Annotated in this window: 6 protein-coding genes; 5 read left to right on the forward strand and 1 reads right to left on the reverse strand. The window is 60.7% G+C overall.

The genetic code is table 11. The features are described 5' to 3' along the window. The coding region (locus tag DD606_RS23500; protein ID WP_129259255.1) for a choline dehydrogenase at positions 1 to 1,082 on the forward strand (1,082 nt) is incomplete at its 5' end. 69 nt (positions 1,083 to 1,151) lie between these two features. On the opposite strand, the gene DD606_RS23505 is transcribed toward DD606_RS23500, so the two are convergent. Continuing rightward, entirely contained in the window at positions 1,152 to 1,850 is a 699-nt protein-coding gene (locus tag DD606_RS23505; RefSeq protein WP_003858833.1) for a GNAT family N-acetyltransferase, read from the reverse strand. 200 nt (positions 1,851 to 2,050) lie between these two features. Here DD606_RS23505 and DD606_RS23510 point away from each other — a divergent pair, with 200 nt between their 5' ends. From DD606_RS23510 to DD606_RS23525, 4 genes are all read left to right on the forward strand, one after another. Then, entirely contained in the window at positions 2,051 to 3,619 is a 1,569-nt protein-coding gene (locus DD606_RS23510) for an ABC transporter substrate-binding protein (protein ID WP_058658482.1), read from the forward strand. Positions 3,620 to 3,690: 71 nt separating this feature from the next. Next, positions 3,691 to 4,704 (forward strand): ABC transporter permease, encoded by a 1,014-nt coding sequence (locus DD606_RS23515; RefSeq protein WP_047746753.1) that lies wholly within the window; start codon positions 3,691 to 3,693, stop codon positions 4,702 to 4,704. Then, the gene (locus tag DD606_RS23520) at positions 4,704 to 5,537 is read left to right on the forward strand and encodes an ABC transporter permease (RefSeq protein ID WP_023324282.1); all 834 of its coding nucleotides are present in this window, start codon (positions 4,704 to 4,706) and stop codon (positions 5,535 to 5,537) included. The genes DD606_RS23515 and DD606_RS23520 overlap by 1 nt, the downstream gene beginning before the upstream one ends. Beyond that, positions 5,530 to 5,773: ATP-binding cassette domain-containing protein (locus tag DD606_RS23525; protein WP_129259257.1), on the forward strand; the 244-nt coding region annotated here is incomplete at its 3' end. The genes DD606_RS23520 and DD606_RS23525, both read left to right, overlap by 8 nt.

Genomic DNA, 5,773 nt, shown 5'->3' on the forward strand with positions numbered 1-5,773 from the left:
GCCGACGCGCCAGCACCGCGCGCGGCTATCTGGATCAGGCCAAACCGCGCCCGAATCTGACCATCCGCACCCACGCCATGACCGATCACATTATCTTTGACGGCAAGCGCGCGGTGGGCGTCGAGTGGCTGGAAGGCGAAAGCACCATTCCGTCAAAAGCGACAGCGAAGAAAGAGGTACTGTTGTGCGCGGGCGCCATCGCGTCTCCGCAGATCCTCCAGCGCTCCGGCGTGGGCAACGCTGAACTGCTGAAGCAGTTTGATATCCCGCTGGTACATGATTTACCCGGAGTGGGTGAAAACTTGCAGGATCACCTGGAGATGTATCTTCAGTATGAATGTAAGGAGCCGGTCTCCCTCTACCCTGCCCTGCAATGGTGGAACCAGCCGAAGATTGGCGCGGAGTGGCTGTTTGGCGGCACGGGCGTGGGCGCGAGCAACCACTTCGAAGCAGGCGGGTTTATCCGCAGCCGCGAGGAGTTCGAGTGGCCGAACATTCAGTATCACTTCCTGCCGGTGGCGATTAACTACAACGGCTCGAACGCGGTGAAAGAGCATGGTTTTCAGTGCCACGTTGGCTCCATGCGCTCCCCGAGCCGCGGCCACGTGCGCATCAAGTCGCGCGATCCGCACCAGCATCCGGCGATCCTGTTCAACTACATGTCCCACGAGCAGGACTGGCAGGAGTTCCGCGACGCGATCCGCATCACCCGCGAGATCATGCATCAGCCGGCGCTGGACAAGTATCGCGGTCGTGAAATCAGCCCGGGCGTCGAATGCCAGACCGACGAACAGCTGGACGAGTTCGTGCGCAACCACGCCGAAACCGCCTTCCACCCGTGCGGTACCTGCAAGATGGGCTACGACGAAATGGCGGTGGTCGACGGCGAAGGCCGCGTTCACGGGCTGGAAGGGTTACGCGTAGTGGATGCGTCGATTATGCCGCAGATTATCACCGGCAACCTGAACGCCACCACCATCATGATTGGCGAAAAGATTGCCGACGCCATTCGCGGGCGCGAGCCGCTGGCGAAGAGCACGGCGGCGTATTATGTGGCGAACGGGGCGCCGGTTCGCCGCTGAGTGCGAACTTCTCCCCTCACCCTAACCCTCTCCCCTTTGGGGAGAGGGTTGGGGTGAGGGGTAAGGCTTTTACGTCCGAAATTCCTCTAACCGCCTGACCTGCCGCCCTTCCCCGTCAAAATTCTCCGCTGCCAGCCAGGCCCGCAGAGCCGCATCCTTTTCCGGCCATTCGCCGTCAATAATCGAAAGCATATCGCTGTCGCGGTTGCGGCCTTTACGCACCAGCTTCTGGCGCAGGCGCCCTTCCCAGACAAACCCCAGCCGCTCCGCCGCGTTGCGTGAGGCGATGTTCATCGAATCACACTTCCACTCCAGCCGGCGATATTGATGCTCAAAGGCATTTTTCAGCAGCAGCCACACCGCTTCGGTACCCACGCGGGTGCCCTTCATCCTGCGCGACCAGGTGACGTGGCCGATCTCAACCGAGCCCTGAAAGCGTTCTATCGCCATATAGCTGACCAGCCCTACCGCCTTTTCGGTGCGCAGATCGATAACGGCAAAGGGCACCAGGTCGTCATCCAGCACCTTTCCCAGCACCCAGTGCGCAGTGGCCTCAACGCTCACAGGCTGGGTGCTGGCAAGCCACGTCCAGTCGCTGTCGTCACCCAGCGCATAGGCTTCAAACAAATCAGCCGAATGGCGGTCAGCATCCAGCGGCTCCAGGCGGCAATACTGGCCGGTGAGCAGAGTACGGGTTAACGCGCGGGCGCATTTCCAGTCCGGGACAATATCGTTAACGGTTTGACCATGTTGATTGATTTCGGGCACGGCGGTGACTCCCTGAAAGGTAAGGAGTTTGTTATAGCAGGTTAAAAAGCGAACGAAAAGAGAGGTGACTCATAACCAGACCGAATGCGTTATTCCCGGATGGCATAAGCAAAGCAGAATTTCGACTTTGAGGAAATCCTCAGCCAGCCTACCGTAACGGTGCATAAAACAATCACAATATATTTTCTTCAGGGATCGCTATGACTAAAAAACTGCTGCCGTTACTGGTGCTGGCTGCGCTCTCAAGCGCTGCTCACGCCGCTACCCCGCCCAACACGCTGGTTGTCGCCCAGGGTCTGGATGATATCGTGAGCCTTGACCCGGCCGAAGCCAACGAGCTTTCCAGCATCCAGACCGTGCCGAGCCTGTACCAGCGTCTGGTACAGCCGGACCGCGATAATCCGGAAAAAATCACGCCGGTTCTGGCAGAAAGCTGGGACGCGGACGCGGCAGCAAAAACCCTGACCATCAAGCTTAAACCCGATGCGAAATTCTCCTCCGGCAACCCGCTGCGCCCGGAAGACGTGATCTTCTCTTATACCCGCGCCGTGACGCTGAACAAATCCCCGGCGTTTATCCTCAACGTACTGGGCTGGGACGCCAGCAACATCGCCAGCCAGCTAAAGAAAGTGGACGACCATACCCTCACGCTTCACTGGACGGCCGACGTTAGCCCGTCGGTGGCGCTGAATATTCTCTCCACGCCGATTGCCTCCATCGTCGATGAAAAACAGGTTGCGGCGAACGTGAAGGATAACGACTTCGGCAACGCGTGGTTAAAAATGCACTCTGCGGGCAGCGGCGCGTTCAAAATGCGCGTTTACCAGCCGCATCAGGCCATCGTGCTGGAAGCCAACGAATCCGCGCCCGGCGGCGCGCCGAAGCTTAAAAGCATCATCATTAAAAACGTCCCCGATCCCGCTTCCCGCCGCCTGCTGATCCAGCAGGGTGATGCGGACGTGGCGCGCGATCTGGGTGCAGACCAGATAAGCGCCCTCAGCGGCAAGCCGGGCGTGAAGGTACTGAGCATCCCTTCTGCCGAGCAAAACTATCTGGTGTTTAACACCGGCAACAGCGCTAACCCGCTGCTGAATAATCCAGCGTTCTGGGAAGCCTCGCGCTGGCTGGTGGATTATGAAGGCATCACCAAAGACCTGCTGAAAGGCCAGTATTTTGTTCATCAGAGCTTCCTGCCGGTCGGCCTGCCGGGCGCGCTGGAGGACAATCCGTTCACGTTTGACCCGGCAAAAGCAAAAGCGATCCTCGCCAAGGCGGGCATCAAAGACGCGCATTTCACGCTGGACGTGGAGAATAAACCACCGTTCATCACCATCGCGCAATCCATGCAGGCGAGCTTTGCTCAGGGTGGCGTGAAGGTGGATCTGCTGCCCGCTGCGGGTAGCCAGGTGTACGCCCGCGTGCGCGCTAAGCAGCATCAGGCGGCGATTCGTCTGTGGATCCCGGATTACTTCGATGCGCACTCCAACGCCAGCGCCTTCGCGTGGAACGACGGGAAGTCCAGCACCGTGGCCGGTCTGAACGGCTGGAAAATCCCGGAGCTGAACAAGGCCACGCTGGCGGCGGTTGCCGAGCCGGATCCGGCGAAACGTCTGGATCTGTATAAGAAGATGCAGGAACAGTTACAGCATACCTCGCCGTACGTGTTCGTTGACCAGGGCAAAACTCAGATCGTGGTGCGCGATAACGTCAAGGGGTATCAGCAGGGGCTGAACGCGGATATGGTCTGGTACGATCGCGTTATGAAGTAGCTTTTCCCCCCTCTCCCTCTCCCGTGGGAGAGGGGGTCGTTCGTGCATATTTTCAGGATAACGATTTTCCCATGCCACATCTTTCCACCCGCATGCTTCAGGGTCTGCTGACTCTCCTGCTCACGCTGTTCGGGCTACTGCTGGTCACGTTTGCGCTCTCTGCCTTTTCCCCGGTCGATCGCGTATTGCAGATCGTCGGCGATCACGCCAGCCAATCCACTTACGATCAGGTACGCCACCAGCTTGGGCTGGATCGGCCCCTGCCAGTGCAGTTCTGGCACTACCTGCAAAACCTCGCTCACGGGGATTTAGGCACCGCCAGCGCTACCGGTCAGCCGGTATTGCAGGACCTGCTGCACGCCTTTCCCGCCACGCTGGAACTGGCAACGCTGGCGCTAATTATCGGCACAGTACTCGGCGTAATTGCGGGTGTGCTGTGCGCCCGCTACGCCGGTTCGCCACTGGACTTAGCGATCAGAACGCTCACCCTGCTCGGCAATTCGGTGCCGATATTCTGGCTCGGCCTGCTGATGCTGGCTCTGTTCTACGCGAAACTACAGTGGAGCGCTGGCCCCGGCAGGCTGGACGACATCTGGCAATTCACCGTCGAGCCACGAACCGGATTTGCGCTGGTGGATACCTGGCTTTCCGGCGACCGCGAGGCGTTCCGCAACGCCATCAGCCACCTGGTGCTGCCGGTGCTGCTGCTGGCCTACTACTCGCTGGCAAGTATCACCCGCCTGACGCGCTCCGCCTGTCTGAGCGAGATGAACAAAGAGTACATATTGCTCGCCCGCGCCAAGGGCGCCGGAGAGATGACCATCCTGCTGCGTCACGTGCTGCCGAACATTCGCAGCACGCTGCTGACGGTGATTGCGCTGGCCTACACCAGCATGCTGGAGGGCGCGGTATTAACCGAAACCGTCTTCTCGTGGCCGGGCATCGGGCGCTACCTCACCACGGCCCTGTTCGCCGGTGACACCACCGCCGTGATGGGCGGCACGCTGCTGATTGGCGTCTGCTTTGTTCTGATCAATAACCTTACCGACCTGCTTGTGCGGGCGACCGATCCCAGGGTGCGCTAATGCCGTTTTATCTCTTCTTACGCCGCCTGCGCCGCTCCCCTGCCGCGTTTTGCGGGCTGATCGCCATCGCGCTGCTGGTGCTTATTGCTCTGTTCGCGCCGTGGCTTGCGCCGCAGGATCCCAACTGGCAGGACGCCGCCGCGCGTCTGCAACCGCCCAACGCGCAGCACTGGCTGGGTACTGACAGCTATGGGCGGGATCTGCTCTCCCGATTAATCTACGGCACCCGTCCGGCACTGGGGCTGGTGGCCTTAGTCACCGTTATTACCCTCCCCGCCGGTCTGCTGGTGGGGATTTTGTCAGGCTACTACGGCGGCTGGATGGAGCGCATCCTGATGCGCTTTTCCGACGTGGTGATGTCGATGCCGCGCCTGATCCTCGCCTTCGCGTTTGTGGCGATGCTCGGCCCGGGGCTGGTCAACGGCGCGCTGGCGCTGGCCTTAACGACCTGGCCTGCCTATGCGCGCCAGGCGCGCAGTGAAATCCAGCGTCTGCGCCACAGCGATTATCTGGCCGCCGCGGAGATGATGGGCATTCGCGGCCCGCGCCTGCTGGTCGGCCATATTCTGCCCCTGTGCCTGCCCTCCGCGATTGTGCGACTGGCGCTGGATCTGGCCGGGATTATTCTGGCCGCTGCCGGGCTGGGCTTCCTTGGTCTGGGCGCGCGTCCACCGATGGCGGAATGGGGCGCGATGATTGCCGACGGCATGCAGGTCATTTTTGACCAGTGGTGGATTGCCGCCATTCCAGGCGGGGCGATTCTGTTTGCCAGCCTGGCCTTTAACCTGCTGGGCGATGGCCTGCGCGACGTACTGGAGCCACAGCATGACTGAACACCGCGTCATCGTCGATGCGCTGAATATCGACTACCCCGCCGCGCGCGTGGTCAACAACCTGAGCTTTACGTTGGGCAAAGAGCGGCTGGCGCTGGTGGGAGAATCCGGCTCCGGCAAGTCCATGTCTGCCCGCGCCCTGATGGGGCTGGTGCGCAAGCCCGGCATCGTGAGCGCTAAGCGGCTTAACGTGCTTGGCAACGACCTGCTGACCCTGAACAGCCGCCGCTGGCAGG

This window comes from Enterobacter cloacae complex sp. GF14B (genome assembly GCF_004136805.1).
Taxonomy (GTDB): Bacteria; Pseudomonadota; Gammaproteobacteria; order Enterobacterales; family Enterobacteriaceae; genus Enterobacter; species Enterobacter hormaechei_C.